The sequence below is a fragment of the Caulobacter sp. CCH9-E1 genome (genome assembly GCF_001556515.1).
GTDB lineage: Bacteria > Pseudomonadota > Alphaproteobacteria > Caulobacterales > Caulobacteraceae > Caulobacter.
Map to the genome: position 1 here is coordinate 1 of NZ_LSJA01000317.1, position 22,560 is coordinate 22,560.

Annotated in this window: 23 protein-coding genes; 14 read left to right on the top strand and 9 right to left on the bottom strand. The window is 68.0% G+C overall.

Features of this window, described 5'->3' with window-relative positions:
* Positions 1-281: 281 nt before the first annotated feature.
* On the bottom strand, positions 282-1,805 hold the full coding sequence (locus tag AX690_RS17865; protein ID WP_066680914.1) for an aldehyde dehydrogenase family protein: 1,524 nt from the start codon (positions 1,803-1,805) through the stop codon (positions 282-284).
* A 102-nt stretch (positions 1,806-1,907) separates the two neighbouring features.
* On the opposite strand from AX690_RS17865, the gene folD reads away from it, so the two are divergent.
* Genes folD through AX690_RS17880 form a run of 3 tightly spaced genes read left to right on the top strand, consistent with a single transcriptional unit; the run spans position 1,908 to position 4,583 of the window.
* Entirely contained in the window at positions 1,908-2,801 is an 894-nt protein-coding gene (folD, locus tag AX690_RS17870) for a bifunctional methylenetetrahydrofolate dehydrogenase/methenyltetrahydrofolate cyclohydrolase FolD (RefSeq protein WP_066680915.1), read from the top strand.
* Positions 2,801-3,157, top strand: coding sequence for a cytochrome c5 family protein (locus AX690_RS17875; RefSeq protein WP_156449721.1), 357 nt, complete (start codon positions 2,801-2,803; stop codon positions 3,155-3,157). The genes folD and AX690_RS17875 overlap by 1 nt, the downstream gene beginning before the upstream one ends.
* A 22-nt stretch (positions 3,158-3,179) precedes the next feature.
* On the top strand, positions 3,180-4,583 hold the full coding sequence (locus AX690_RS17880; RefSeq protein WP_066680918.1) for a D-arabinono-1,4-lactone oxidase: 1,404 nt from the start codon (positions 3,180-3,182) through the stop codon (positions 4,581-4,583).
* On the opposite strand, the gene AX690_RS17885 is transcribed toward AX690_RS17880, so the two are convergent.
* The 3 genes from AX690_RS17885 to AX690_RS17895 all read right to left on the bottom strand — a co-directional run bounded on the left by AX690_RS17885 (position 4,580) and on the right by AX690_RS17895 (position 7,059).
* Positions 4,580-5,068, bottom strand: a complete 489-nt coding sequence (locus tag AX690_RS17885; RefSeq protein WP_066680919.1) for a histidine phosphotransferase — start codon at positions 5,066-5,068, stop codon at positions 4,580-4,582. The genes AX690_RS17880 and AX690_RS17885 overlap by 4 nt on opposite strands.
* Before the next feature lie 91 nt (positions 5,069-5,159).
* Complete coding sequence (locus tag AX690_RS17890) at positions 5,160-5,942, bottom strand: NAD kinase (protein WP_066680920.1); 783 nt, start codon at positions 5,940-5,942, stop codon at positions 5,160-5,162.
* A gap of 31 nt (positions 5,943-5,973) precedes the next feature.
* Positions 5,974-7,059 (bottom strand): DUF2336 domain-containing protein, encoded by a 1,086-nt coding sequence (locus tag AX690_RS17895; RefSeq protein ID WP_066680921.1) that lies wholly within the window; start codon positions 7,057-7,059, stop codon positions 5,974-5,976.
* A gap of 157 nt (positions 7,060-7,216) precedes the next feature.
* Between AX690_RS17895 and glpK the strand changes: the two genes are divergently transcribed.
* The 3 genes from glpK (at position 7,217) to AX690_RS17910 (ending at position 10,927) form a co-directional block, all read left to right on the top strand.
* Positions 7,217-8,707: a glycerol kinase GlpK gene (gene glpK / locus AX690_RS17900; RefSeq protein ID WP_066680923.1), complete on the top strand. Its 1,491-nt coding sequence runs from the start codon at positions 7,217-7,219 to the stop codon at positions 8,705-8,707.
* Positions 8,708-8,777: 70 nt separating this feature from the next.
* Positions 8,778-9,830, top strand: coding sequence for an SMP-30/gluconolactonase/LRE family protein (locus AX690_RS17905; protein ID WP_066680925.1), 1,053 nt, complete (start codon positions 8,778-8,780; stop codon positions 9,828-9,830).
* The gene (locus AX690_RS17910) at positions 9,728-10,927 is read left to right on the top strand and encodes a Gfo/Idh/MocA family protein (RefSeq protein ID WP_197426904.1); all 1,200 of its coding nucleotides are present in this window, start codon (positions 9,728-9,730) and stop codon (positions 10,925-10,927) included. Before AX690_RS17905 ends, AX690_RS17910 begins: the two co-directional genes overlap by 103 nt.
* Before the next feature lie 24 nt (positions 10,928-10,951).
* Here the strand turns inward: AX690_RS17910 and AX690_RS17915 are convergent, their stop codons facing one another.
* A complete protein-coding gene (locus AX690_RS17915; protein ID WP_066680930.1) occupies positions 10,952-11,629 on the bottom strand; it encodes a uracil-DNA glycosylase in 678 nt (225 codons plus the stop codon).
* Position 11,630: 1 nt separating this feature from the next.
* A complete protein-coding gene (locus AX690_RS17920; protein ID WP_066680931.1) occupies positions 11,631-12,227 on the bottom strand; it encodes an NYN domain-containing protein in 597 nt (198 codons plus the stop codon).
* Positions 12,228-12,236: 9 nt separating this feature from the next.
* Between AX690_RS17920 and folK the strand changes: the two genes are divergently transcribed.
* The 3 genes from folK (at position 12,237) to AX690_RS17935 (ending at position 15,584) form a co-directional block, all read left to right on the top strand.
* Positions 12,237-12,788, top strand: a complete 552-nt coding sequence (gene folK, locus AX690_RS17925; protein WP_066680933.1) for a 2-amino-4-hydroxy-6-hydroxymethyldihydropteridine diphosphokinase — start codon at positions 12,237-12,239, stop codon at positions 12,786-12,788.
* Positions 12,789-12,900: 112 nt separating this feature from the next.
* Positions 12,901-13,260 carry a DNA-directed RNA polymerase subunit omega gene (rpoZ, locus tag AX690_RS17930; RefSeq protein WP_004619634.1) on the top strand — a complete coding sequence of 120 codons (360 nt, stop codon included), beginning with the start codon at positions 12,901-12,903 and terminating at the stop codon, positions 13,258-13,260.
* A gap of 170 nt (positions 13,261-13,430) precedes the next feature.
* Entirely contained in the window at positions 13,431-15,584 is a 2,154-nt protein-coding gene (locus AX690_RS17935; protein ID WP_197426906.1) for a bifunctional (p)ppGpp synthetase/guanosine-3',5'-bis(diphosphate) 3'-pyrophosphohydrolase, read from the top strand.
* On the opposite strand, the gene AX690_RS17940 is transcribed toward AX690_RS17935, so the two are convergent.
* Positions 15,581-15,988 (bottom strand): NUDIX domain-containing protein, encoded by a 408-nt coding sequence (locus AX690_RS17940; RefSeq protein WP_066680937.1) that lies wholly within the window; start codon positions 15,986-15,988, stop codon positions 15,581-15,583. The genes AX690_RS17935 and AX690_RS17940 overlap by 4 nt on opposite strands.
* Positions 15,989-16,068: 80 nt before the next feature.
* Between AX690_RS17940 and pyrE the strand changes: the two genes are divergently transcribed.
* Complete coding sequence (gene pyrE, locus AX690_RS17945; RefSeq protein WP_066680939.1) at positions 16,069-16,653, top strand: orotate phosphoribosyltransferase; 585 nt, start codon at positions 16,069-16,071, stop codon at positions 16,651-16,653.
* Positions 16,654-16,659: 6 nt separating this feature from the next.
* Here pyrE and AX690_RS17950 read toward each other — a convergent pair whose 3' ends face one another.
* Entirely contained in the window at positions 16,660-18,282 is a 1,623-nt protein-coding gene (locus tag AX690_RS17950; protein ID WP_066681059.1) for a M20 family metallopeptidase, read from the bottom strand.
* A gap of 176 nt (positions 18,283-18,458) precedes the next feature.
* Between AX690_RS17950 and AX690_RS17955 the strand changes: the two genes are divergently transcribed.
* From AX690_RS17955 to rnc, 4 genes are all read left to right on the top strand, one after another.
* Entirely contained in the window at positions 18,459-19,217 is a 759-nt protein-coding gene (locus tag AX690_RS17955; RefSeq protein ID WP_066680942.1) for a pyridoxine 5'-phosphate synthase, read from the top strand.
* Positions 19,214-19,636: a holo-ACP synthase gene (acpS, locus tag AX690_RS17960; protein WP_066680949.1), complete on the top strand. Its 423-nt coding sequence runs from the start codon at positions 19,214-19,216 to the stop codon at positions 19,634-19,636. The genes AX690_RS17955 and acpS overlap by 4 nt, the downstream gene beginning before the upstream one ends.
* 100 nt (positions 19,637-19,736) lie before the next feature.
* Positions 19,737-20,576, top strand: coding sequence for a signal peptidase I (lepB, locus tag AX690_RS17965; RefSeq protein ID WP_066680950.1), 840 nt, complete (start codon positions 19,737-19,739; stop codon positions 20,574-20,576).
* A gap of 9 nt (positions 20,577-20,585) precedes the next feature.
* Positions 20,586-21,281 carry a ribonuclease III gene (gene rnc / locus AX690_RS17970; protein ID WP_066680951.1) on the top strand — a complete coding sequence of 232 codons (696 nt, stop codon included), beginning with the start codon at positions 20,586-20,588 and terminating at the stop codon, positions 21,279-21,281.
* A 3-nt stretch (positions 21,282-21,284) separates the two neighbouring features.
* Here the strand turns inward: rnc and AX690_RS17975 are convergent, their stop codons facing one another.
* Positions 21,285-22,550 carry an Nramp family divalent metal transporter gene (locus tag AX690_RS17975; protein WP_066681060.1) on the bottom strand — a complete coding sequence of 422 codons (1,266 nt, stop codon included), beginning with the start codon at positions 22,548-22,550 and terminating at the stop codon, positions 21,285-21,287.
* Between the last annotated feature and the right edge of the window lie 10 nt (positions 22,551-22,560).

The window sequence follows — 22,560 nt, forward strand, 5'->3', positions numbered from 1 at the left end:
AACGCTCACGCCCGCCGTCCTCATGGAAACAACAGCCTGGCGGAGCGGTCGACGAGCCGAAACGCTATCAAACCTTACGGTCTCCGGGTTCGCCCGGCCGCTCCGTCGCCTCCCCATCCCTTCAGCGAGCGATCGCGTGAAGCCGAGGAAACACGCCCCTCCCCTGGATGGGGAGGGGTAGGGGTGGGGTGGTCACGGCAGTCGATGCCGCGCGCCACCACCACCTCATCAGTCACCCCATCCCCGGCCCTTCCCCATCAAGGGGAAGGGAGAGTGCTACTTCAGAGATCGAACCGCACCCCCTGGGCCAGCGGCAGGGCCCCCGAATAGTTCACGGTCGCGGTCTGGCGGCGCATGTACTGCTTCCAGCTGTCCGAACCGCTCTCGCGGCCGCCGCCGGTCTCCTTCTCGCCGCCGAACGCGCCGCCGATCTCGGCGCCCGAGGGGCCGATGTTGACGTTGGCGATGCCGCAGTCGCTGCCGGCGGCCGACAGGAAGGCCTCGGCCTCGCGGACGTCGTTGGTCATCACACAGGAGGACAGACCCTGGGGAACGTCGTTCTGGATCGCCACCGCCTCGTCGAAGTCCGCGTACGGCACGACGTGCAGCAGGGGCGCGAAGGTCTCGCGCTGCATGCACGGCGCGGGGGCGGGCAGGCGGGCCAGGGCCGGGCGGACGTAGAAGGCCTCGGGCCACTGATCGGCCAGCAGGCGCTCGCCGCCGCTGACGGTCCCCCCCTCGGTCCGGACGGCGCCCATCGCGGCGACGAAGGCGTCATAGGCCTGGCGATCGATCAGCGGACCGAGAAGCGTCTTGCCCTCGCGCGGATCGCCGACCGGCAGGCGCTGGAAGGCGGTCTCGACCGCGTCCGAGACCTTGTCGACCAGGCTTTCGTGGACGATCAGCCGGCGCAGGGACGTACAGCGCTGGCCGGCGGTGCCGGCGGCCGAGAAGACGATGGCGCGCAGGGCCAAAGAGAGGTCGGCCGAAGGCGTGACAATCATGGCGTTGTTGCCGCCCAGCTCCAGGATCGAGCGGCCGAAGCGTTCGGCGACCAGCGGGGCGAGCGCCTTGCCCATGCGCGTGGAGCCGGTGGCGCTGACCAGCGGGATGCGCGGATCGCGGGCCAGGCGCTCGCCCGCGTCGCGGCCGCCCTGGACCACCGACACCAAGCCTTCGGGCGCGTCGCCGAAGCGAGCCAGGGCGCGCTCGAGAATGGCGTGGGTGGCCAGCGCCGTGAGCGGCGTCTTCTCGGACGGCTTCCAGATCACCGGATCGCCGCAGACCAGGGCCAGGCACGCGTTCCAGGCCCAGACGGCGACCGGGAAGTTGAAGGCGCTGATCACCGCGACCGGACCCAGCGGGTGCCAGGTCTCGCGCATGGCGTGGCCCGGACGCTCGGACGCGATGGTCAGGCCATGCAACTGGCGCGACAGGCCGACGGCGAAGTCGCAGATGTCGATCATCTCCTGGACCTCGCCGGCCGCCTCCGAGGCGATCTTGCCGGCTTCCAGGGTGACGAGGGCGGCCAGATCGGACTTGGCCGCGCGCAGCTCTTCGCCGAACAGGCGCACCAGTTCGCCGCGTCGCGGGGCGGGGACCACGCGCCAGGCGTCGAAGGCGCGACGGCCGGCCGCGACCTTGGCCTCGATCTCGCGGGCGTCGTCGAAGGCGACATGGGTCAGGACGGAGCCGTCGATCGGGCTGCGCACCGGCTGGCCGGCGTCGGCGGGGCGGGCCGGGACGCCCAGCTTGTCCAGGAGGTCGCGGGCGTGGGCGGCGGGAGTCGGGAAGGACTGGGTCATAACCCTGGAAAACGCCCACCGGAGGTTCGGGTCAAGTCCTCGGCGGCGGCGTTGCGCGGCGCGCGTCGAGCGGCTAGGGACGGGTCAAGCAGGAGAACCCCCATGGCGCAGGCTAAACTCATCGACGGCAAGGCTTTCGCGGCCGATCTGCGGGCCAAGATCGCCAAGGAGGTGGCCGAGCTGAAGGCCAAGCATGGCGTGACGCCGGGCCTGGCCGTGGTGCTGGTCGGCGAGGATCCGGCCAGTCAGGTCTATGTCCGCAACAAGGGCGAACAGACCGAAGCCGCTGGCATGTACTCCGAAACCCATCGCCTGCCGGCCGAGACCACGCAGGACGAGCTGCTGGCCGTCGTCGCCAAGCTGAACGCCGATCCCAAGATCCACGGCGTGCTGGTCCAGTTCCCGGTGCCGCCGCACATCAGCCAGATGGACGTCGTGGCGGCGCTGTCGCCGGACAAGGACGTCGATGGCCTGACCGTGACCAACGCCGGTCGCCTGGCCAGCGGCCTGCCGGCCCTGACGCCCTGCACGCCGCTGGGCTGCATGATGCTGCTGAAGGACACGCTGGGCGATCTCTCCGGCAAGAACGCCGTCGTGATCGGCCGCTCGAACCTGATGGGCAAGCCGATGGCCCAGATGCTGCTGGCCGCCGACTGCACCGTCACCATCGCCCACTCGCGCTCCAAGGATCTGCCGGGCATCGTTCGACAGGCCGACATCGTCGTGGCCGCCGTGGGGCGCGCCGAGATGGTCAAGGCCGACTGGGTCAAGCCGGGCGCGACCGTGATCGACGTCGGCATCACCCGCTATCCGGCCCGCGATCCCGCGGCCGCGGCGGCGGGCAAGACCCGCCTTGTCGGCGACGTCGCCTTCGACGAGGTTCGCGAGGTCGCCGGCGCGATCACGCCGGTTCCGGGGGGAGTCGGACCGATGACCATCGCCTGCCTGCTGGCCAACACGCTGACGGCGGCCAAGCGCTTGTCGGGGATCGCTTGATGAAGCGGCTGGCCCTTCTCGCCTCCGCCCTGATCCTCGCGGCCTGCGGAGCCAAGCCTCCGCCGCCGCCCACGCCCGAGCAGGCCCTGGCGCTGCGTCCGGCCGACGCGCGCCTGGCCGCGCTGTACGAAACCTCTTGTCGCGCGTGCCACGCCATGCCGGAGACGGGCGCTCCGATGGTGCATGATCGGGCGGCCTGGGACCCGCGCTGGAAGCAGGGCGAGGCCGTGCTGCTGGATCACACGATCCAGGGCTTCAACGCCATGCCGGCGACCGGCCAATGCGCCACTTGCACGCCGGACGATTTCAAGGCCCTGATACGGTTCATGGCGGGGCGCGAAGACTCCGCGACGTAACAAACAACAAGCGGGCGGAAGCATGATCTCCAGGCGTGGGGCCCTGATCGCGGGCGGAACGGGCGTGGCGGTGGTCGCCGGCGGCGCGGCGGCCTACAAGGTCGCCACCGGAGACAAGCCCGAACCGCCTTCGCCGCCCTCCGTCAACGCCGACGGCAAGCTGCTCTGGCGCAACTGGTCGGGCATCCAGAACGCCTATCCCGCCGCCCGCCTGGCGCCCAAGGACGAGGGCGAGCTGGCCCTGGCCTTGAAGACCGCCCAGGGACCGATCCGTCCGGTGGGCGCGGGCCACTCCTTCACCGCCCTGGCGCCGACGACCGGGACGCTCGTCTCGCTGGACGCCATGGCCGGCGTGGTCGACTGGGAGGGCGACGCGGCGATTGTCCGCACCGGCACGCGGCTTGGCGCGCTCGGGCCGATGCTGGCCGAGAAGGGCCGGGCGCTCCCGAACCTGCCCGACATCAACAAGCAGTCGCTGGGCGGCGCGCTGGGCACCGCCACCCACGGCGCCGGGGCGAAGATCCCGGCTCTGCACGGCGACGTCACGGGCCTGCGGCTCGTCACGCCCTCGGGCCAGGTGATCGACGCCGACGCCGAGAAGAACCCGGAGATCTTCCAGGCCGCTCTCGTCTCGCTGGGCGCGCTGGGCGTGATCAGCCAGGTGCGGATCAGGACCAGCGCCAATCGCCGCCTGCGCCGCCGCGTCTGGCTCGAGCCGTTCGAGGAGGCGCTGGCCAACGCCGAGGCGCGCTGGGCCCAGCACCGCAACTTCGAGTTCTACGCCGTGCCGTTCACGGGCCTGGCGGCCAACATCAGCCATGACGAGACCGACGATCCGGCCCTGCCGCGCGGTCCCGACCAGGACACCGAATTCCTTGAGGCGCTGAAGGGCTTGCGCAATCTGCTGGGCTTCGCGACCCCGGTGCGCAAGGCCGCCGCCAAGGCGCTGCTGTCGACCGCCAAGCCCGAGACCGCCGTCGACGAGGGCTGGAAGCTGCTGTCGACCGAGCGGCCGGTGCGCTTCAACGAGATGGAGTTCCACCTGCCGGTCGAGAACCAGCTGAAGGCCCTGGAGGAGGTCGTTCGCACGATCGAGAAGGAGCGGCCCGACGTCTTCTTTCCGATCGAGGCGCGGCGGATCGCGTCCGACGACGCCTGGCTGTCGCCGTTCCATGGCGGACCGCGCGGCTCGGTGGCGGTGCACGCCTACTACCGTGACGACTTCAGCTTCCTCTACAGCCTGGTTGAGCCGATCTTCCGCCGCTACGAGGGGCGACCGCATTGGGGCAAGCTGCATACGCTGCGGGGGCAGCAGTTGGCGGCGCTGTATCCGCGCTGGAACGACTACCTGGCCGTCCGCCAGGAACTGGATCCGGAAGGCCGGATGCTCAACCCGTACCTGCGGGGGCTGTTTGGCCTGACCTAGCCGGCCGAGCTCAGGTACTCGGCGACGCGCGCTTCCAGCTCGGTGACGAGCGGGCGGCCGACCGGGTGGGTGTCAACGCGAATGTCGTCGCGGACGCAGGCCTTGATCGCATCGATGTGGGCGTCGACCAGGAACATCGGCGCGGACAGCCGCGTCGCCGGATCGTCGATCAGCTTGCACAGCGAAGCGGACAGGCGCGTGATCAGCGGGAACTCGTAGGTCGCGCCCAGGCCCTTCAGGTCGTGAGCGCGAAGGTACAGGGTCTCGACCGTCTCGGCGTTGAGGCCTTCGGTGCGGACGGCTTGGCGAGCGGCTTCCAGCTTGACGATCTCGTCGTCCAGCCATTGGGCGAAGTTCCCGGAAAGGCTTTTCAGCGCCGCCTCGGCCTTGGCGATCGCGGCCATGTCGATGCCGCCGCGCCCGCCCACCTTGAGCTTGAGCATGTTCGGCACCTGGATCACCTCGGCGGTGGTCTTGTTCGTCACGATCGCCTCCCCAGCGGCGGATACTTAAGTGACGCTAACATAGCAGGCGTTAACATTGAGTGAGACCGCACCTACCGTGCGACCCAACGTCTCAGGCCGAGAACTGCTCGGCCAACACACGCTCTTCGAGACTACGGCCGGCGTCGAACAGCATGGACAGCGAGGTGCCGCGATCTTCGGAGATGTGGACCTCCATCACGTCCCGCACCTCGAAGTTATCGGCGACGGCGCTGACGGGGCGCTTGTCGGCCTCCAGGATCTCGAACGTCACGCGGGCCGACTGCGGCAGCAGGGCCCCACGCCAGCGCCGGGGCCGGAAGGCGCTGATCGGCGTCAGTGCCAGGACATGGCCGTCGATCGGGATGATCGGGCCATGCGCCGAAAGATTGTAGGCGGTAGAGCCGGCCGGCGTCGCCAGCAGGGCGCCGTCGCAGACCAGCTCGCCCATCCGCACCTTACCGTCGATCGAGATGCGCAGCTTGGCGGTCTGGCGGGTCTGGCGCAGCAGCGAGACCTCGTTGATCGCCAGGGCGCGGTGTTGGGTCCGGCGAGAGTCGATCGCCACCATGGCCAGCGGATGGATGACCGCCCGTTCGGCGGCGTTGATCCGCTCCAAGAGGCCGTCCTCGCTGTACTCGTTCATCAAGAAGCCGACCGAGCCCCGGTTCATGCCGTAGATCGGCGTCTGAGAGGCGATGGCCTCGTGCAGCGTCTCCAGCATGAAGCCGTCGCCGCCGAGCGCGACGATCACCTGCGCATTGTCCTCGCCGACGTCGCCGTAACGCGCGACCAGCCGCTCACGGGCCTCTTGCGCCTCGGGCCGGTCGCTGGACTTGAACGCCAGGCGAGTCACGAAAGGTTGCGGCTGGTACATGGCGCCAAGAGGCGGCAAGCCCGGGCGGTTGTCAAACCGCGCCGACCGCCTGTCGGAAGGCCATGCCGGCGATGTCCGGCGTAAAGGGGCCAAAGGCGCTGCCGGCGCGGCGCAGGCCCTCGTCGCCGCCGCCAGGACGGCCGCCGTTCAGGTGGCGGACGTGCTCCAGGATCGTCGGAAAGACGCTGCGGTCGATGCCGACGGCCGAACAGGCGAGGGCCAGCAACTCGGGCTTGGCGCTGTCGATGGCCCGGCGGATCTGCGTCGGCTCGAAATCGCCCAGCCGCGCCAGGGCCATGATGAACAGCTGTAGCCGTCCTTCGCGCAGCACCCGCAGCAGGTAGCCAGGTCGGAGCTGGCCCGCCGAGTCGAGCTTCTCGATCAGGGAGCGCTCCATGTCCTCGCGGTCTTCGTCTTGCTCGACGGGGCCGATCTCGATCTCGGTCTCGCCGCGATGGGCGGCGCGCAACGCTTCGTCCAGCGCCCCTTGCATGCGGGCGGTGTCGAGGTTGAAGCGGGAGGCAAGGGCCTCGCGCAGGGCGTGGCCGACCAGAACATAGAGCTGCTCCGCCAACTCGCTGGACATCCGCGGGTGCCGGGCCAGTGGCGAGCGCAGGGCGACCACATCGCGCGAACGGTCAACAAGGCGCTGCATGGCCTGGTCGGAAATCTCGGCGCTCTCGTTGGCCGCCAGGGCGGTCAGGACGGCCGGCTCGTCGCGCTGGATGATGGCGTCGACCACGGGAGGCGACAGACGTGGACGGCGGGCGATCTCGATCTGGTGTTCCAGCGTCGCCTGGACCAGCAGGCGGACCAGGTCGTGGTCTTTGAGCACAGGGCTGCGGGCGATGATCGGTCGGGCGATCTCGATCTCGTCGAGCGCCATGATGTTGATCAGGGCCGACGGCGCCCAGTCTGCGTCGGCCAGGCGCTCCGACAGGCGATGGCGGATGTCGCGTTCGGCCTCGACCACAAGGGTCATGAAGATCGAATTCAGCAAGGCCTGGACGTCGGGATGGGTCGGCTCGCCCTTGGCGCGTCCCGCTTCGCAGAGATCGATGATCCCCGTGAGCAGGCGTTCGCGGTCACCCGGCTCGCGACTGCGAGCCAGCGTCATAAGCGTGGAGATCTCGACGGCTGAAATGGCCCGACTCCTCGAATCCGCAGGCGCTTCAAGGATGACCTTGCGGAGGCCAAATGAAAACATGCTTAAAGGCGATGTCTGGCGTCGGCGTGAATCGTGACCGGCGGCCGCTTACGAGGGAGGACGCCGAATGGCGCAAGACCTGATCCTGGCTCTGGACCAGGGCACCACGAGCACGCGCGCCATTCTGTTCGACCACGAAGGGCGGGCTTTGGCCGAGGCCTCGCGGCCGCTCCGCCAGGACTATCCGCACGACGGCTGGGTCGAGCACGACGCCGAGGAAATCTACGCCGCCTGCGTGGCCGTGATGCGCGAGGCCGCCGAGGCCTCGGGACGGGCGGCGGATATCGCCGCGATCGGCGTCACCAATCAGCGCGAGACGGTCGTGGTCTGGGATCGCCATACGGGTCGTCCGATCCATCCGGCGATCGTCTGGCAGGACCGGCGCACGGCGGACGTCTGCGCCAAGCTCAAGGCCGAAGGTCGCGAAGCGCGGGTGGCCGAGGTCACTGGCTTGCTGCTCGATCCCTATTTCTCGGCCACCAAGATCGCCTGGCTGCTGGACCATGTGCCCGGGGCGCGAGCTCGGGCCGAGGCGGGCGAGCTGCTGTGCGGCACCATGGACTGCTGGGTGATCTGGCGGCTGACCGCCGGCGCCGTGCACGCCACCGATGCGACCAACGCCTCGCGGACCCTGCTGTTCGACATCGGCGCGCAGGAATGGTCGGGCGAGATGTTGGCGCTGTTCGATGTGCCGTCGACCCTACTGCCCAAGGTGCTGGACTGCGTCGACGACTATGGAGCGGTTGAGGCGGAAGTTCTGGGGCGGCCCGTTCCGATCCGCGGCGTGGCCGGCGACCAGCAGGCGGCGCTGATGGGGCAAGGTTGCGTGTCGCCCGGCCAAATGAAGGCGACCTACGGCACCGGCTGCTTCATGCTGATCAACACAGGCGAAGAGAAATGCGTGTCGCGTTCGCGGCTGCTGACCACGGTGGCGGCGCGGGTGAACGGCAAGACGACCTACGCGCTCGAGGGCTCGATCTTCGTCGCCGGGGCGGCGATCCAGTGGCTGGGCGAGGGCCTGGGCGTCACCGGCGGGCCGCGCGGGGCCGAGGCCCTGGCGCGCGCCGCCAAGAGCGATCACGGCGTCGTGGTCGTGCCGGCCTTCACGGGCCTCGGCGCGCCCTGGTGGGACGCCGGCGCGCGGGGGGCGATCTTCGGCCTGACACGCGATGCTGGCCTGCCGGAGATCGCGGCGGCGACCTATGACGCCTGCGCCCTGCAGAGCCGCGACCTGATCGAGGCGATGCGGGCCGACGCGCCGGGCGCGTTCGGTGAGGCGGCGCAGCTGCGCATCGATGGCGGCATGTCCAGGAGCGCGTGGTTCTCGCAACGGCTGGCCGACCTGACAGGGGTCTCGGTGCGCCGGTCGAGCTACCAGGAGACCACGGCCCTGGGCGCGGCTCTCTTCGCCGCGGTCGGCGCGGGACTCTACGCTAGTGTCGAGGAAGCCGCCGAGGTCAGCCCCGCCGCCGAGACGCTCAAGCCCGCGTTGAAAGAGCACGAACGGGAGGCGGCCTATGCGCGTTGGCTGGACGCCGTGCCGCGCGTTCGGTCCTGACGTTTCGCCGTTGCCGTGACATCGCTGTCATGGTCTCTAGGCGGCGAACCAAGAAGCGGAGACCGCCACCATGACGACCCGACGCGCCATGCTCGCCGCCGGAGCCGCCCTGATCGCCGGAGGACGATCGATGACCGCACAAGCCGCGACGCAGGCTTTTGCCCGCATAGGCCGAATCCGGCGGTTGTCGCCAGAGCTGGACGCCGTCATCGCGCCCGACGCGGTGATCGAGCAACTGGCCGACGGCATGATCTGGTCGGAGGGACCGGTCTGGATTCCCGATGGCGACTACCTGCTGTTCTCCGACGTGCCGGGCAACGTCATGTATCGGTGGAGCGAGAAGGACGGAAAGGCCGTCTTCCTGCAGCCGTCCGGCTATGCCGGGCCGCCGACCAAGATCTTCCGGGAGCCCGGGACCAACGGCATGACCTTGTCGCTGACCGGTGAGCTGCTGGTCTGCGACCACGGCAATCGCGCCGTCTCCAAGGTTGATCTGAAGACCAAGGCCAAGACCGTTCTCGCCGACCGCTTCCAGGGCAAGCGGTTCAACAGCCCCAACGACCTGATCGTCGCGCGGCTGGGTGACCTGAAGGGTTCGATCTACTTCACCGATCCGCCTTACGGCCTTGAGGGCCTGGACGCCTCGCCGATCAAGGAGCTGCCGTTCAACGGGGTTTATCTGCGCCGTCCGAACGGTGAGGTGGCGCTGGTCGACGACAAGCTGACCTTCCCCAACGGGGTGGCTCTGTCGCCGGACGAGGGGCGCCTGTACGTCGCGGTTTCGGATCCCAAGGGGCCGGTCATCATGGCCTACGACCTTGGTCGCGATGGACTGCCGGTGTCGCGGAAGGTCTTCTTCGACGCTAGCGAATTGCAGAAGGCGGGTGGCCCCGGTTTGCCTGATGGGATGCGGGTGGACGTCCATGGACGCCTGTTCGCGACTGGTCCGGGCGGGATCCTGATCCTGACGCCTGAGGCCAAGCTTCTCGGTGTCATCGAGACCGGCTTCCCGACGGCCAACTGCACGTTCGGCGAGGACGGCCGCACGCTGTTCCTGACCTCAAATCACATCCTGGCGCGGGTCCGCACCCTGACGTCGGGCCTTACGGGAGCCAAGCGATGAGCACGATCAGCAAGCGAACCTTCATCGCCTCGGGGCTTGCGGCCGCCGCCGCCGCGGGACCGCTGGACGCCCTGGCCCGCCAGACGGACCGCAAGCTGGGCTACGCGATCCTGGGTCTTGGCTATTACGCCACCAAGATCATCATGCCCCGCTTCGCCGAGTGCGAACATTCCAAGCTCGTCGCGCTGGTCAGCGGCACGCCCGAGAAGCTCAAGACGTTCGGCGAGCAGTACGGGATTCCGGAAAGCCACCGCTACAGCTACGAGACCTTCGACAAGATCGTCGATAATCCCGACGTCGACATCGTCTACGTCGTCACGCCCAACAGCCTGCACCGCACCTTCACCGAGCGCGCGGCCAAGGCGGGCAAGCACGTGATGTGCGAAAAGCCGATGGCGACCTCGGCGGCTGACTGCGAAGCGATGATCGCCGCCTGCAAGAAGGCCGGCCGCAAGCTGATGATCGGCTATCGCAGCCGCTTCCAAGCCCACAATATCGAGGCGATCAAGCTGATCCGCGACGGCGCGGTGGGCCCGGTGCGGCACATCTCGACCGACCATGGCTTCACGATCGGCGATCCCACGCAGTGGCGCCTGAACAAGGCCCTGGCCGGCGGCGGCAGCCTGATGGACATCGGCATCTACAGCCTGAACGCCGCCCGTTACCTGACCGGCGAAGAGCCGGTGGCCGTCAACGCCATCGAGTCCACGGACCGTTCGAACCCGCGCTTCAAGGAGGTTGAGGACATCATCAACTTCCAGCTGCTGTTCCCGTCGGGCGCCACGGCCCAGTGCGGCTCGGCCTATACCGCCAACTTCAACCGCTATCGGGTCACGGGGCCGAAGGGCTTCATCGAGATCGACCCGGCCACCAGCTATCAGGGCCAGTCGATGCGGACGGCGCTGGGCGGACCGCCTACGGCCCGCGAGCCGGCGCCGCAGCCGAAGAACCAGTTCTCGGCCCAGCTGGACCATCTCTCCGAATGCATCCTGACGAACCGCGAGCCGATCGTCGGGGGCGAGGAGGGGCTGAAGGACGTTCGCATTATCGAGGCCATCTACCGCGCCGCCCGCGAGGGGCGCACAGTGAGGCTGTAGGTCCGGCCGCTTGATGAAGCCGCGCTAGGCGGCTTGGTCCAGATACGCCTTCACCCGCGCGAACAGATCCTCGAACATCGGCGTCGTCAGGCGGCCGGTGTTCGTGTTGAGCCGCGAGCAGTGATAGCTGTTGAAGATCCGGTAAGGGCCGGCCTGGAACTCCGAGCCGTGGCCCGGGACGCCGGCCGAGGCCTTCAGGCCCAGGGCCTTCAGCACGTTTCGGCGCGAGACGTCGCCCAGGGTGACGATGGCCTTCAGGTTCGGGAACTGTTCCAGCCGTGCCGTCAGGAACGGGCGGCAATTGTTCTCTTCCGAAGTCTCCGGCTTGTTGCCGGGCGGCGCGCAGCGGACCGCGTTGGTCACAGCGCTGCCGACCAGCTTCAGGCTGTCATCGGGTCGCGCCTCGAACTTGCCGGTCGCGAAGCCGAACTTGATCAGGGTGTCGTAGAGCAGGGTCCCGGCGTAGTCGCCCGTGAATGGGCGTCCGGTGCGGTTGGCGCCTTTGCGGCCGGGCGCCAGACCCACGACCAGCAGCCGGGCGTCCTTGTCGCCGAACGACGGGGCGGGGCCGTTGAACCAGTCGGGATAGAGGTCCTGGTTCTCGCGACGATAGGCGACGAGACGCGGACACAGCGGGCAGTCGCGCGGGGGTTCGGCGGGGTTCGGGACGACCTCGCCGACGATATTGGAGACCTGCGACATCTCAGTATTCGTCCTCGGCTTCACGTTCGGCCGGGGTGCGGTTGTCCGACATCTGGCGGGTCTGGACGCGCTGGGGACGGCCGATGATGTTTCCAAGATCGGAGAGGTCGACGAAGTTGTCGGCTTGGCGGCGCAGGTCGTCGCTGGTCATCGGCGGCTGGCTCTTCATGGTCGAGACCACGGTGACGCGGCGGCCCTTGCGCTGGACCGCCTCGACCAGGGCGCGGAAGTCGCCGTCGCCCGAGAACAGCACCAAGTGATCGGCGGTCTCGGCCATCTGCAGCATGTCGACGGCGATCTCGATGTCCATGTCGCCGCGCCAGCGCTTGCGGCCCTGGCTGTCGGTGAACTCGCGCGCCGGCTTCGTCACCAGGGTAAAGCCGTTGTAGTCCAGCCAGTCCACCAGCGGGCGGATCGGCGAATAGTCGTCGTTCTCGGCGATGGCGGTGTAGTAATAGGCCCGGATCAGCACGCCGCGCTTTTTGAACTCGTCCAGCAGCTTGCGGTAGTCGATGTCAAAGCCCAGCGCCTTGGCGGCGGAATAGAGATTGGCCCCGTCGATAAACAGGGCGATGCGGTCGGTCGGGTAGAAGGTCACGAGAAATCCTTGAAAAATCAGGTCGCTGAAAATGACTTGGACGAGGCCGTGATCGTGGCGCTCGGCTGCAATCTGCCGGGAGCCTATACGAGTCGCGAGGCCTTGTTGGAAGCCGCCTTGAGGGCCTTCTCCGACGAGGGTCTGGAGGTCGCGGCGCGCTCCAGCTGGTGGCGCTCGGCCGCCTGGCCTGATCCGGCGGGGCCCGAGTACCTGAACGGCGTCGCGATCGTGCGGACCGCATTGTCGCCCGCCGAGACGCTGGCGGCCTTGCATCGCATCGAGGCGCGGTTCGGGCGGGCGAGGGGAGAGGCCAACGCCGCCCGCACTCTGGACCTTGATCTCGTCGCGTATGGACGAATGGTCTTGAATGGCGCCCTCGTCGTCCCCCATCCTAGGGCGCATGATCGACGGTTCGTGATGGGGCCCTTGGCCGAGCTGGCGTCGTCGTGGGTCCACCCGATCCTCGCGGAGACGGCGTCGGCCTTGGCGGGCAAGGCGTCGGTCGGCCGAGACGCGCGACCAGAAGGCGCTCCGGGCGAGCAGACTAAGTCTGGACATTGACCGGCGAAGCGGGCATAAGCGCCCGCTCGCGAAAGCTGATGATCGTGCGCGGCGTTGCGTGTCGCCGCACGGAAGCCTATTTTGCGATAGATAACCGCAGCCCGAGGAACTCATGGCCCGCGTCACCGTCGAAGATTGCGTCGAGAAGGTTCCGAACCGCTTCGCGCTCGTCCTGCTGTCGGCGCACCGCGCCCGCGGCATCTCGGCCGGCGCGGCCCTGATGGTCGACCGCGACAACGACAAGAACCCGGTCGTGGCCCTGCGCGAAATCGCCGACGACGTGATCGATCACGAGGGGCTCAAGGAGCACCTGATCACCACGCTGCAGCGTGTCGACGAGCACACCGAAGCCGAGGAAGAGGCCGAGACCCTGGCTCTGCTGGCTGATCCGAGCCACATGCAGATGAGCGAGCTGGAACTGGTCCGCGCCCTGCAAAGCGACCGCGACGGCGGCCAGGAGGAGCGGTACTGAGCCCCGAAGGCGCAGACCCTCTGACCCTGGAGGCGGTCGATAGCACCGCTTCATCCCAACGCGCGCCCGATACCGAATCGGGCGCGTCGTCGTCTCCGGCTCCCACCGAGCCGACCCCGGCGCCGGCCGCTCCGGCCAAGCCGCGCCCCAAGTTCCTTCGCCAATATGAGCTGATCGAGCGGGTCCACGCCTACGACCCGACGGCCGACGAGGCGCTGCTGAACCGCGCCTATGTGTATGCGATGCGCATGCACGGCTCGCAGACCCGGGCCAGCGGCGACCCATACTACGCCCACCCGATCGAGGTGGCGGGCATCCTCACTGAGTACCGGCTCGACACCGCGACCATCGTCACGGCGCTGCTGCACGACGTGATCGAGGACACCCCGGTCACCAAGGAGGAGATCGCCCAGCTGTTCGGCGAGGAGATCGCCGAGCTGGTCGAGGGCGTCACCAAGCTTTCCAAGCTGGAGCTCCAGGCCGAGCACACGCGCCAGGCCGAGAACCTGCGCAAGTTCATCCTGGCGATCTCCAAGGACGTCCGCGTCCTGCTGGTCAAGCTGGCCGACCGTCTGCACAACATGCGGACGCTGCACTTCATCAAGAACCAGGCCAAGCGCGAGCGCATCGCCCGCGAGACGCGCGACATCTACGCCCCGCTGGCCCGCAACATCGGCTGCCACCGCATCTGCGTGGAGCTGGAGGAGCTGTCCTTCCAGCACACCAATCCGGTGGCGCGCGACGCCATCCTGCGTCGTCTCGATGCGCTCCGGGAAGAGCAGGGCGGGGCGGTCGCTCTGGTCAGCCAGGAAATCGCGGCTCGGCTGGAGTCCGCCAACCTGCCGTCGCGCGTCTTCGGCCGCGAGAAGTCGCCTTACTCGATCTGGCGGAAGCTGCAGCGCAAGTCGATCGGCTTCTCGCAGATGTCGGACATCTACGCCTTCCGCGTGATCGTCGACAGCGAGGAAGACTGCTACCGCGTCCTGGGCGTCGTTCACCGCGCCTGGTCCAGCGTGCCCGACCGCTTCAAGGACTACATCTCGACGCCGAAGCGGAACAACTACCGCTCGCTGCATACGACCGTGGTCGGGCCGCGCGGCATGCGTATCGAGATGCAGATCCGCACTGAGGCGATGGACCGCGTCAATGAAGAGGGCGTCGCCGCCCACTTCCGCTACAAGGACGCCTCGTACGGCCTTGACCTGGAAGGCATGGAGGCCGCCGGCGGTCGCGACCCGCTGGCCAACCTGCGCCAGCTGGTCCAGGTGCTGGAACACGGCGGCGACAGCGAAGAACTGGTCGAGCACGCCAAGCTCGAGATGTTCCTAGACCAGGTGTTCGTCTTCACGCCCAAGGGCAAGCTGGTCAGCCTGCCGCGCGGAGCCATGCCGCTGGACTTCGCCTATGCCGTGCACACCAGCGTGGGCGACACCTGCATCGGCGTGAAGGTCAATGGCGAGCTGAAGCCGCTGCGCACGCCCCTGGTCAATGGCGACGTGGTCGAGGTGGTGCGTGGCTCCAAGCCCGTGGTGCCGCCGGACTGGCGCTCGCTGACGGTTACAGGCCGGGCAAGGTCCGCCATTCGCCGTCATATCCGCCAGACCGAGAAGGAAGAGTTCCTGCGTTTGGGGCGGGCCTCGCTGGAGCAGGTCTTCGAGCGCGCCGGCAAGAAGCTGAAGGACGTGTCGTTGCGGCCGATCCTGGAACGCTTTGCGCTGGAGGGCGACGAGGCTCTGTTCGACGCCGTCGGACGCGGCCGGGTCTCGCCCAGCCAGGTGCTGGAAACCGCCTATCCGGGCATGAAGGATTCCGAGCGTGAGGCCGCCACGGCCCGCCGGAAGATCGAGGGCGGCCAGGAAGCCGCGCGGCTCTATGTCCGCGGCGGCGGCCTGACGCCGGGCGTCTCGCTGCACTTCGCGCATTGTTGCAGCCCCGTGCCCGGCGACCGCATCGTCGGCATCCTGCGCGAGGACGGAGAAGGTCTGGACGTCCACACGATCGACTGCCCGCGCCTGGCCGAGTACGAGGATCGCGAGGAGCTGTGGCGCGACCTGAACTGGACGCCGGAGGCCGAGCGTTCGACCATCTCGCTGACGCGCCTGCACGCCACGATCCAAAACGCGCCGGGTGTCCTGGGGCAGGTCTGCACGATCATCGGCGAGGCCGGCGGCAACATCGTCAATCTTCGCATGCACCACCGGCAGAGCGACTTCTTCGACACCGACATCGATGTCGAGGTCCGCGACGCCAAGCACCTGACCAATATCCAGGCCGCGCTGCGGGCCTGTCCGTCGGTCGAGACGGTGGATCGGACTCGCGGCTAGGCTTTCCGCAAAGCCGCCACGGCGTCGAGAGCGCCCGCCGTCAACGGCGAGGGTAGGGCGTCCAGGGCGAACCAACCCCATTCGTGGAGGGCGTGAGCTTCCTGGATCGACGGCTCGCCTTCCCAGCTCTCGACGGCATAGGTGATGGCCACCCAGTGGTAGTCCGGCGCGACCATGTCGGTGACCGCCAGCACGCGACCGGCCTTGATGGTGATCCCGAGCTCCTCGTTGATCTCACGCTCGGCGCAGACGTGGGCGGCCTCGCCCCAGTCGAGCTTACCGCCCGGCACGCCCCAGTGGTCGGCCTCGGGATTCTTGACGCGCTTGACCAGCAGTAGGCGGCCCTGGTCGTCGAGGATGGCGGCGCCGCAGCCGACGCGCGGGCGTTGGATCTCTTCGGTCATGCAGGCGGTAGAGCCTTAAACCGCATCGCTCCGCAAGCCGGCGTTTGTAGACTCGGCCGGCTGGGCTATATCGACGCCCCATGACCAACGACGACGTCCTCGACGAATTCCGCGCCGCCGGCGCCCTGCGCGAAGGCCACTTCGTGCTGTCCAGCGGCCTGCACAGCCCGGTCTTTCTGCAGAAGAACCTGGTGTTCATGCGGCCCGAGCGCTGCGAGCGCCTCTGCAAGGCCTTGGCCCAGAAGATCATCGCCACCGTCGGCCATGTGGACGTCGCCGTCTCCCCGGCCGTTGGCGGCATCATCCCCGGCTACGAGACCGCCCGGCACCTGAACGTGCCTTCGATCTATGTCGAGCGCGAAGGCGGCAGCTTCAAGTTCCGTCGCGGCTTCCACATCGAGCCCGGCCAGAAGGTCGTGATGGTCGAGGACATCGTCACGACGGGCCTGTCGTCGCGTGAATGCATCCAGGCGATCAAGGACGCCGGCGGCGACGTCGTGGCCGCCGCCTGCATCGTTGACCGCTCGGGCGGCAAGGCCGATGTGGGCGTCCCGCTGGTCGCCCTGGCCAGCCTGGAAGTCCCGGCCTATCCGGCCGACGCCCTCCCGCCGGAGCTGGCCGCGATCCCGATCGAGGATCCCGGCAGCCGCCGACTGAAGGGCTGATCTGGCCTATTTCGCCTGGGCCGGCGGCGTCAGCTGCTTGACCGGCCAGGCAATGCCCAGCTGCTCCAGATACGTCCCGTACTTGTCGGGATCGTAGTAGTATTTCTTCATCTCAGGCCGGAAGCGCGCCATGGTCTCGGCGTTGATCTGCACCTGCGGTTTGTCCGTCGCCGAGAGCATCGGCACGTATTTCTGCGTCTTGGTCTGGACGTCGGTGAAATAGGTCTTGGCCTCGGCCAGCAGCTTGGGCTGGGTCAAGAGGTCCAGCGTCGTCATCGCGACCACCTTCGAGCCGGCGACCACGCCCTTGTGCGCGATCGGCGTCGCCATCGAGATGGCGTTGGCCCAGTGGTGGCCCGGCAGGTCGGGGATGTTGGACGGATAGCTGATCGTGATCGTGGGCATGATCCACGAGATGTCGCCGATGTCGTCCGAGCCGCCGCTCTCCGGCTTCTCCTCCGGCGCCTTCAGGCCCTTCAGCTTGACGTCGAGGCCTTCCTTCTTGGTCGAGCCGACATTGGTCTGCACCGCCTTGGCGAAGGCCTGCTCGTCCGGTGTCCATTTGGGCAGACCGACGACCTCGATGTTCTTCTGAGCCGCCTCGGCCATCGGGCGATTGAAGTAGCGGGGCGCGGCCGTCCCGACGACAGCGTAGTCGACCTTGGTGTCGGTCATGTCGGCGGCCGCCTTGGCGATCTTGTTGCCGATCTCCCAGTTCTTCTTGATCGCGTCGAAGCTCTGCTCGCGGAAATAGTACCAGACGGTCGCCTCGGACGGCACGACGTTGGGCTGGTCGCCGCCGTCGGTGATCACATAGTGCGAGCGCTGTTCGGGCTTGAGGTGCTCGCGGCGCATGTTCCAGCCCATGTCCATCAGCTCGACGGCGTCCAGCGCGCTGCGGCCGCGCCAGGGCGCGCCGGCGGAGTGGGCGGACTCGCCGTGGAAGCTGTACTTGACCGAAACCAGACCCGTTCCGGTGGGCGGCCCCCAGCTGGTCTGCAGGTTCGAGCCTACGTGGGTGAAGATCGTGGCGTCCACGCCTTTGAAGGCGCCGTCGCGGACCATGTAGGCCTTGCCGGCCACCAGCTCTTCGGCCACGCCCGGCCACAGCATCAGCGTGCCGGCGATGTCGTGCTTGACCATAGCGTCCTTGACGGCGAGGGCGGCCACGACGTTCAGGGCTTGGCCGGAGTTGTGGCCCTCGCCGTGGCCCGGCGCGCCCGGGACGATCGGATCGTGCCAGGGGACGCCGGGCTTCTGGGACGCCTTGGGAATGCAGTCTAGGTCGCTGCCGAGCGCGATGGTCGGCCCGCCTTGGCCGTGGGTCCAGGTGGCGAGCCAGGCGGTCGGGATTCCCGAGACGCCCCGCTGGATGGTGAAGCCGTTCTCCTCCAGCACCTTGGTGATGTAGGCCGAGGTCTCGATCTCTTGGAAGCCCAGCTCGCCGAACGAGAAGATCTTGTCGTTCATGACCTGCGCCAGCTTGGCGCGGCTTTCGACGCCCGCGACCGCCTCGGCCTTCAGGGTCTTCAGCTTGCCGGCCGAGATGTCGGCGGCCGCGGCGCCGCCGGCCAGAGCGAGCGCCAAGGCGCCCGCCGTCGCGGCGAGCCAGGTCTTATTCAAGGTCATGGTCGTGTCCCCCCGGAAGCCAAACTCGGGGACCATCCCGCGCCAGTTTCGCTTTGTCCATTCGGGGTATTGGCGCCGGCGAACGAAATTCCCACCTGCACAGCCGAGCAGCTGGGCCTATACGATTGACGCGCGGACCCATCGAGTCCGACCTCGGCCAAAGGATGGGAAGACGGATGAGCTTGCGACTGGGCGTCAACATCGATCACGTGGCCACGATCCGGAATGCGCGGGGGTCCTGGTATCCTGAGCCTGTGCGCGCGGCCGAGCTGGCGCTTGCCGCTGGCGCCGACGGCATCACCGCGCACCTGCGCGAAGACCGCCGCCACATCAGCGACGCCGACATCGCCGTGCTGACCGACCTTTGCCACAAGCGCGGCAAGCCGCTGAACTTCGAGATGGCGGTGACCGACGAGATGGTCGGCATCGCGCTGGGCGCCAAGCCGCACGCGGCCTGCCTGGTGCCGGAGCGCCGCGAGGAGGTCACCACCGAGGGCGGACTCGACGTGATCAAAGGTCAGGCCCGGATCGCCGCCGCTACGGCGCGCCTGCGGACCGTCGGCGCGCGTGTCTCGCTGTTCATCGAGCCTGATCCCGAGCAGATCCGCGCCTCCGTCGCGGCGGGCGCCCAGGTCGTCGAACTGCACACTGGCGCCTATTGCGACGCGGCGCGAGCGGGCGAAACCGCGCGGGCCGAGACCATCCTTCAGCGTCTCAAAGCGGGCGCGGCGCTAGCAGCCGAGCTGGGCCTGGAGGTCCACGCCGGCCACGGCATCGACTACGCCACGGTCAAGCCGATCGCGGCCATCCCGGAGATCGCCGAACTGAACATCGGCCACTTCCTGATCGGCGAGGCGATCTTTGTCGGCCTGCCGCAGGCGATCCAGCGTATGCGCGCCCTGATGGACGCCGCCCGCGTGGAGCTGGCCGCGTGATCATCGGGATCGGCTCGGATCTCTGCGATATCCGCCGGATCGAGAAGTCCCTCGAACGTTTCGGCGACCGCTTCACCAACAAGGTCTTCACCGAGATCGAGCGCAACCGGTCCGAGCGAAAGCCCGACCGCGCCTCCAGCTACGCCAAGCGCTTCGCGGCCAAGGAGGCTTGTTCGAAGGCTCTCGGCACGGGCCTGAAGCGTGGCGTGCACCTGGCCGGAATGGGCGTCGTCAACCTGCCGTCGGGCAAGCCGACCATGGCCCTGACCGGCGGCGCTCAGGAGCGCTTGAGGGAAATGACGCCGCCTGGGATGGAGGCGGTGATCCACTTGTCGCTGACCGACGACCATCCCTACGCCCAGGCGTTCGTGATCATCGAAGCGCTGCCGGCGGGGCGGACGGTCCAACCTTCGCCTTAAAGCCCCGCTACGCGCCCGCTCTTGCCCGTGGCCGCAAGCCCGTCTAGCAAGGCCACATCCGGTTTCCCGGACCGTCCTTTTCGAAGAACTCAGCGACCGCATGACCGACGTCGACACGCCACCGCCCGGAGAGAAGGGCGCCGTCGCCGAGTTCATCGAGATCATCAAGACCGTCGCCTATGCGTTGGGCATCGCCCTTGTGCTGCGGGTCCTGCTGTTCCAGCCGTTCACGATTCCGTCGGCTTCGATGGAGCCCAACCTCTATCAGGGCGACTACATCATCGTGTCGAAGTTCAGCTACGGCTGGAGCCGGCACTCGATCCCGTTCAGCCCGCCGATCATCCAGGGCCGAATCTTCAATCACGCGCCCAAGCGCGGCGATATCATCGTCTTTAAGCTGCCGCGCGATAACCGCACCGATTACATCAAGCGCCTGATCGGGCTGCCGGGCGACAAGATCCAGATCCGCGGCGGCGCCGTCTTCATCAACGGCAAGGAGCTGCCGCGCAAGCCGCTGCCGCCGGCCCTGGTCGACACCGGCTATGGCTTCACCCAGCAGGTCCAGCGCTTCGAGGAAACCAACCCCGAAGGCCGCCAGTACAAGACCCAGGACTTCGGCCCCGACAGCCGAGGCGACAACACTGGCGTCTATACGGTGCCTGCCGGCTGCTACTTCTTCATGGGCGACAACCGCGACAACTCGGCCGACAGCCGCTTCGATCCGGGCGTCTCGCCGTTCAAGACTAGCGCCTGCAAGTGGGACTACGAGCTGGACCAGTACATCGGCGACGAGGTCGGCGTCGGCTTCGTACCGGAAGAGAACCTGGTCGGCCGCGCCCAGATCATCCTGCTGTCGTGGAACGCCGAGGCCAGCCTGTTCAAGCCCTGGACCTGGTTCCTGGACGCGCGTCCCAGCCGCTTCTTCCACGTGCTGAAGTGATCTTTCGCCATGGATAGACGGGCCGCCGCCGTCGGCGACCTGGAGCGCCGGATCGGCCATCAGTTCGAAGACCGGGAACTGCTTGAGCGCGCCCTTACGCACGCCAGCGTCGGCGATGGGGCCAAGAAGGTCCGCGACAACGAGGTGCTGGAGTTCATCGGCGACCGTGTCCTGGGCTTGCTGGCCGCCGAGGCCCTGGCCCAGCGGTTCCCGAAGGCCAAGGAGGGCGAGCTCGCCCCGCGCCTCAACGCGCTGGTCAGTCGCGAGACCTGCGCGCGCGTGGCTCGTGCGGCCGAACTCGGCCCCGCGCTACGTCTGTCGGCCTCGTCCAGCAAGATCGGCGGACGGGAAACCGAGTCCATCCTCGCCGGCGCCACCGAAGCCTTGATGGCCGCGCTCTACCAGGATGGCGGCCTCGATGCGGCCCGGCGCGTGTTCCTCAGCCTTTGGGCCGACGAATTCGACCGGGCGGGCGAGGGGCGTCCGCGCGATCCCAAGACCGCGCTGCAGGAGTGGGCGCAGGGCAAGGGGCGGCCGCTGCCGACCTATCGCGTGCTGGACCGCACCGGCCCCGACCACGCGCCGATCTTCACGGTCGAGGTCCTGGTCGTCGGCGTCGATCCAGCCATCGCCAAGGGCAAGTCGCGACAGGAGGCCGAAAAGGCCGCCGCAAAGGCCCTGCTGGAGCGTGAGCGGGCCGGGTAGTCCCTAGAAGGCGACGAACATGCCGATGACGGCGGCCGCCATCACGATGGTCGCCAGCCAGCCAAGGATCTTCTGCGCCGGTGTGGCGACGAAGGCGCCCATCTGGGCCTTGCGGCTGGCGACGACCATCATCGCGGCCATGATCGGCACCGAGATGACCCCATTGATCACGGCGCTCCAAAACAGGGCCTTGATCGGATCCAGGCCCGAATAGTCCACCACAAGACCCGTCACGACCGCGACGGCGATGACGGCGTAGAAGGCCTTGGCTTCGGTCGGCTTGTGCTCGAGACCGCACTTCCAGCCTTTCAGCTCGCCCAGCGCATAGCCCACGGAACCGGCCAGGACCGGTACGGCCAGAAGGCCGGTGCCAACGATGCCCGCCGCGAATAAGAAGAAGGCCAGCTCTCCCGCGACGGGGCGCAGCGCTTCCGCCGCCTGGGCCGAGGTCTGGATGTCTGTGACGCCGCGGGCGTGCAGGGTCACCGCCGTGGTCAGGATGATGAAGAAGGCGATCAGGTTCGACACGCCCATGCCCACCAGGGTGTCCCAACGGATGCGCTCCAATTCTTCCGGAGCGTCGGTCGGATCCTCGATCAACGGCGGCTCGCCCTTGGCCTCCTCTTCCTCGACCTCTTCCGAGCTTTGCCAGAAGAAGAGGTAAGGGCTGATCGTGGTGCCGAACACGGCCACGACCACGACGATCCAGCCGCTCTTGGGCAGCTGCGGCGCGATCGTGTGCAGGGCCACCTGGGCCCAGTCGATCTTCACGGTGAAGACCACGGCGACATAGGCGAACAGCGCCATGGTCAGCCACTTCAGCAGCTTCACATACCGATGGTAGGGCACGAAGACCTGCAGGCCCAGGCTGACGATCGCGAAGCCGATGGTCAGGGCGTGCTCGTTCCAGCCCGTCACCAGCCGCGCCGCCGCGCCCATCGCCGCCAGGTCGGCGCCAATATTGATTGCATTGCCGATGAACAGCAGGGCCACCAGGGCCATCACCAGCCAACCCGGGAAGACCCTCGCCAGGTTCGTCGAGAGGCCGTGTCCGGTGACCCGGCCGATGCGGGCGCTGATGGACTGGATGGCGACCATTAGCGGATAGGTCAGGACGACCGTCCACAGCATGTTCAGGCCGAACTGCGCGCCGGCCTGGGAATAGGTGGCGATACCGCTGGGATCGTCGTCGGCCGCGCCGGTGATCAGGCCAGGACCAAGCGTACGCAGGACCTTGGGCGTCGGCAGGGCCGAGTCTGTCGAGCTCATGCGGTCCCCC

Coding starts and splice junctions, on each gene's coding strand:
- AX690_RS17865 (WP_066680914.1), bottom strand. CDS start 1,805: ATGACCCAGTCCTTCCCGACTCCCGCCGCCCACGCCCGCGACCTCCTG.
- AX690_RS17940 (WP_066680937.1), bottom strand. CDS start 15,988: ATGACCGAAGAGATCCAACGCCCGCGCGTCGGCTGCGGCGCCGCCATC.
- AX690_RS17955 (WP_066680942.1), top strand. CDS start 18,459: ATGAGCTTGCGACTGGGCGTCAACATCGATCACGTGGCCACGATCCGG.
- rnc (WP_066680951.1), top strand. CDS start 20,586: ATGGATAGACGGGCCGCCGCCGTCGGCGACCTGGAGCGCCGGATCGGC.
- AX690_RS17975 (WP_066681060.1), bottom strand. CDS start 22,550: ATGAGCTCGACAGACTCGGCCCTGCCGACGCCCAAGGTCCTGCGTACG.
- AX690_RS17915 (WP_066680930.1), bottom strand. CDS start 11,629: ATGTCGCAGGTCTCCAATATCGTCGGCGAGGTCGTCCCGAACCCCGCC.
- AX690_RS17895 (WP_066680921.1), bottom strand. CDS start 7,059: ATGACGCTGGCTCGCAGTCGCGAGCCGGGTGACCGCGAACGCCTGCTC.
- AX690_RS17890 (WP_066680920.1), bottom strand. CDS start 5,942: ATGTACCAGCCGCAACCTTTCGTGACTCGCCTGGCGTTCAAGTCCAGC.
- folD (WP_066680915.1), top strand. CDS start 1,908: ATGGCGCAGGCTAAACTCATCGACGGCAAGGCTTTCGCGGCCGATCTG.
- rpoZ (WP_004619634.1), top strand. CDS start 12,901: ATGGCCCGCGTCACCGTCGAAGATTGCGTCGAGAAGGTTCCGAACCGC.
- AX690_RS17905 (WP_066680925.1), top strand. CDS start 8,778: ATGACGACCCGACGCGCCATGCTCGCCGCCGGAGCCGCCCTGATCGCC.
- AX690_RS17875 (WP_156449721.1), top strand. CDS start 2,801: ATGAAGCGGCTGGCCCTTCTCGCCTCCGCCCTGATCCTCGCGGCCTGC.
- AX690_RS17880 (WP_066680918.1), top strand. CDS start 3,180: ATGATCTCCAGGCGTGGGGCCCTGATCGCGGGCGGAACGGGCGTGGCG.
- glpK (WP_066680923.1), top strand. CDS start 7,217: ATGGCGCAAGACCTGATCCTGGCTCTGGACCAGGGCACCACGAGCACG.
- AX690_RS17950 (WP_066681059.1), bottom strand. CDS start 18,282: ATGACCTTGAATAAGACCTGGCTCGCCGCGACGGCGGGCGCCTTGGCG.
- pyrE (WP_066680939.1), top strand. CDS start 16,069: ATGACCAACGACGACGTCCTCGACGAATTCCGCGCCGCCGGCGCCCTG.
- lepB (WP_066680950.1), top strand. CDS start 19,737: ATGACCGACGTCGACACGCCACCGCCCGGAGAGAAGGGCGCCGTCGCC.